General features: G+C 45.2%; 3 protein-coding genes and 1 pseudogene. 3 read left to right on the forward strand and 1 reads right to left on the reverse strand.

Going from position 1 to position 4,168, the window contains the following annotated elements:
• From ACQY26_RS04035 to nagZ, 3 genes are all read left to right on the forward strand, one after another.
• Nucleotides 1-609: asparaginase (locus ACQY26_RS04035; protein ID WP_428047830.1), on the forward strand; the 609-nt coding region annotated here is incomplete at its 5' end.
• 3 nt (nt 610-612) lie between these two features.
• A complete protein-coding gene (locus tag ACQY26_RS04040; RefSeq protein ID WP_428047832.1) occupies nt 613-1,707 on the forward strand; it encodes a metallophosphoesterase in 1,095 nt (364 codons plus the stop codon).
• Nucleotides 1,704-3,527 carry a beta-N-acetylhexosaminidase gene (gene nagZ / locus ACQY26_RS04045; RefSeq protein WP_428047833.1) on the forward strand — a complete coding sequence of 608 codons (1,824 nt, stop codon included), beginning with the start codon at nt 1,704-1,706 and terminating at the stop codon, nt 3,525-3,527. The genes ACQY26_RS04040 and nagZ overlap by 4 nt, the downstream gene beginning before the upstream one ends.
• Nucleotides 3,528-3,629: 102 nt before the next feature.
• On the opposite strand, the pseudogene ACQY26_RS04050 reads toward nagZ, so the two are convergent.
• A pseudogene (locus ACQY26_RS04050) lies at nt 3,630-4,168 on the reverse strand (hypothetical protein); the annotation flags it as partial.

A 4,168-nucleotide genomic window follows, 5' to 3' on the forward strand; every position in this document is an offset into this window, starting at 1 on the left:
GGACCAAAATCCATTTGGGAGAAAACATTCTTCTCATCCATAACAACACCCTCTTATTTATTCTATAAATATATTATACTTATTATTGAGGGAATTTTTATATCAACCGAGGAGATTTCCATGTCGGTAAGAATTATAGCCACAGGCGGTACTTTTGATAAAGAATACAATGAACTTACGGGAGAGTTGTTTTTTACCAGAACTCACCTCAAAGAAGTGCTGAAAATGGGGCGCTGCCGCCTGCCCGTTGCAATAACCCAGCTTATGCTTAAAGACAGCCTTTTTATGACGGATAAAGACAGGGCCGAAATCGCAAAAGCCTGCAAAAACGCCAAAGAGACCAGCATAGTCATAACGCACGGCACGGACACTATGGAATATACGGCGCAGTACCTCGGCGCAAGGATAAAAAACAAAACCGTCGTACTTACCGGCGCAATGATACCGTATAAATTCGGCACTTCCGACGGAATATTCAATTTGGCTACGGCCATGGCTTTTGCGCAGTCTTTGCCGAACGGCGTATACGTCGCCATGAACGGGAAATTATTTTCCTTCGCCAACGTAACAAAAAATAAAAAGAAAGGGATTTTCGTTTCAAAGGTATAAATTATGTTTTTATTTACAGCTTTCATGATAGTTTTTATGATGCATTATGTGGCGGTGGCGTGGACTTGCTTAAACACGCCGTTTTTGTCTTTCAATCTGTTTGCAAAGATATTGCCGGTTTTTATGACTTTATTTTTCTTCGCCGCGTTTATTGTGCCTCATCAAGTGCATAATGACTTCACTTATATTTTGCAGATTATGGCGCAGTCTTGGCTGGGAGTTCTGTTTTTGTACTTCATTACGGTTATGGCGGCAATGCTTCTGCAGTTAATCTTCAAGCTGATAGGGCATCCTATAACTTTCTCACTTGGACCTTTGGTTATTTTAGCCGCTTTCGTTTTGACGTCCGTCAGCGTCAGCCGTGCTCTAAAAGAGCCGGAAATAACCGAACTGACAATCACAACCGAAACGCCGGGCACGGACGGCATTAAAATAGTGCAGGTGTCAGATACTCATTTCGGCGCAACGGTTACGCCGTCAAGAGCGGCGAAACTGACAAAACAAATAAACGCGCTTGAGCCCGATTTAATCCTTTTTACCGGCGATATTTTTGAAGACACCGGCAGATACACCCCGCTGTTCGTCGAAAACGTAAAGGACATGAAAGCGAAACTGGGCAAATTCGGCGTAACAGGCAATCACGAGTATTACGGCGGAATTATGAAAAATATGGATTTGTTCAGAGAGGCCGGCATAACCCCCTTGCAAAACAAAACCGTTCAGGCGGGAAAAATAAATATAGTCGGGATAAACGACATTTTGTCTTCCGGCATAAAGCCGCAGTATTTTGAGGAAATAATCCGCGCGGGTACGGTTTCAAACAACAATTACAATTTGCTTCTTTCGCATACCCCTTTATATTTGGAAGAAGCCGCAAATAACAAAATAGACTTAATGTTAAGCGGACACACTCACAACGGCCAAATTTGGCCTTTTAAATATCTGACCGGTTTAAGATTTAAAAATCTATACGGCTTATACAAAAAAGGCAAAACCAATTTATATGTAACTTCCGGCGCTTTCTATTGGGGCCCCGCTTTGAGGCTCGGCACCAAAAACGAATTGCCTGTAATCACGTTAAAAGAGGCCGAAAAATGAGGCTGACCGCGCTGCCGCTTATTTTACTGCTGGGAGCCGCGCCGATTTTCGCGCAGAACCAAGCGGTAACTACCGACGCGCAAAAGCCCAAAGCGATAAAAATCACCGCGCAGTCGCAAGCCGCGCCGGAGCCGGCAAAAGAATCTTTATCAACGACTTCCGACGATTCCCAAAAGCCGGAGTCGAAAACCCCCGAAGACATCTTTAAAAGTTTGGATATCCAGGCGAAACTGGCGCAGACCATTGTAATAGCCACAGATATAGACAACGCCGATAAATATAAAGACGCAATACAAAAAGGGCTTGTAGGCGGAGTGCTTATACAATGGGGCAATTACTCCCTGCAGCAGACAAAAAAACTTATAGACAAACTGCAAAGCTGGGCGCAAAAAAGCCCGCATAAAATACCGCTTTTGATTTCAATAGATTATGAAGGCGGAACGGTCTATACGCCGGTAACGCTGGGATTTCCGTATTTACCTACAAATATGATGCTTGCCGCCGCGCAGAACGCGGAAGATACGGCGACGCTGTTTTATATAGTCGCCGCGGAGCTTAAAAACGTAGGAGTTCATATAAACTTCGCCCCCGTGGTGGACGTAAACATAAACCCGGCCAACCCGATTATAGGGGTGCGATCCTTCGGGGCCGATACGGAAATTGTAGGGAAAATGGGCGGCGCACTTATAAACGGCCTTCAAAAAGGCGGAGTTATGGCTGTGGCAAAGCACTTTCCGGGGCACGGAGAAACCGTTACCGATTCCCACTTGGATTTGCCGCGCCTGAATATGACTAAAGAAGAATTTTACAAAACGCATCTTCCGCCTTTTAAAACCGCGATAGACAACGGCGTAATGGGCATCATGACGGCGCATATCGTCTACGATTTTATAGACCCGGAACATCCGGCCACGTTTTCCCCCGTCATACTAAATGATTTGCTAAAAAAAGAACTCGGCTTTAAAGGCATAGTTATATCCGACAGCCTTGATATGGCAGGCGCGACCAAAGGCAGCAATATAATAGAGGCTTCGACAAAAGCTTTAAATTCCGGCGTGGATATGATTCTTACCAGCAAAAGAAACCCCAAGCTGACGCATAAACAGCTTATGGAAAAAGTCGGCAAGGAAATAGACCAAAGCCGAATAAACGACGCCGCAAAAAAGATATTTGATTTAAAGGTCAAACTCGGTCTTTTTAACGAAGAGAGCCGCACAGACGATATTTTTGATTCCATAAAAGCGTTTAACGTATACGCCGGCAAAATAGCGGAACAGGCCGTAACGGTGGTGCGCGCGGAAGAAGGCGTTCTGCCTTATACAAAAAACAAACAAAAAACGGATTTCGCACAAGCTGAACTTACCGCAAAAAACGATAATGGACAAGCCCCGTCCGCCGCGCCGAAATTATGTTCCTTATTCTTTTCTCCCTCACGCTTTGCCGACCAGCTGCCCATTATTAACGCGCCTTTCTTGGAAAAAGGCTGGGAAGTGGAACATTACAACGCGCATATGCGCCCTAAAGACGTGGATATACGCCGCGCAAAAAAATGTATGAAGGACGCGGACTTGGTTATAATCGGCAGTCTGCAATGGGCCGATAAACCGATTATCAGCCAAAAAAAGGCCATAGAACAGCTTTTGAAAGAAGATAAGGATATAATTTTACTTTCTTTAATGAGCCCTTACGACATCAAATCCTACCCTCAGGCAAAAAACGTAATAGCAATTTACGGCGTAAACAAATTAAGCGCGCAGGCCACGGCGGAAATAATCTTAGGCAATATAGAACCAAAAGGCAAACTGCCGATAAAGTTATAAAGGCTTTACTGAAAAATTTTTTACTCAGAACAACTAAAACCCCGGCCTCTTAACCGAAGCCGGGGCGGTTAGTTGAGAACCGGGAATTTAGCCCGGAAAATATTATCTGCAGGCGTATATCGTACCGTTTTTTGTTACACACCATTTGCCATTCCAGCTTGAGCCTACGGGGCATGAACATCTGCAAGTATTTACATTGAAAGTAAGTCCGCAGTTATTACACCACTCGGCTGCGGATGTATCGCAGGCTTTTATACATCTTTTAGTACTGCTATTCCAAGTGTATCCGGTTGTACAAGTGCAAGTGCCAGTCCAAGCACCGTAAGTCCACCCAGTCCCGTTTGTGCATGTTGCCGTTCTTGTCTGCGTGCCAGACTGCGCATTTGTTATATTCCCTAAGCAGCTGCGGCTTACAGCTTCCTTATCCGCGCATTTAGTCCCGTCCCAGCATTGGCTTGATGAACAGCTTGGGCAGCTTCCGCCCCAGTCCGACCACGCCCCCGTTGTTGCGCAGCAGGTTCTGCTTTGGGTGGTATAAGAGCAGCCGCTTGCCGTATATTTATTCTGCGTTGCTCCGGCTGTTGACCAGCTTTCTGCGTAGCCTAAACTTATGCAGGCGAAAAGACAAAATACTGTAAAAA

The organism is Candidatus Proelusimicrobium excrementi (assembly GCF_937881865.1).
Lineage (GTDB): Bacteria > Elusimicrobiota > Elusimicrobia > Elusimicrobiales > Elusimicrobiaceae > Proelusimicrobium > Proelusimicrobium excrementi.

Excerpts from the sequence above, each read along its gene's own strand:
- ACQY26_RS04040 (WP_428047832.1), top strand. The coding sequence starts at position 613 with ATGTTTTTATTTACAGCTTTCATGATAGTTTTTATGATGCATTATGTG.
- nagZ (WP_428047833.1), top strand. The coding sequence starts at position 1,704 with ATGAGGCTGACCGCGCTGCCGCTTATTTTACTGCTGGGAGCCGCGCCG.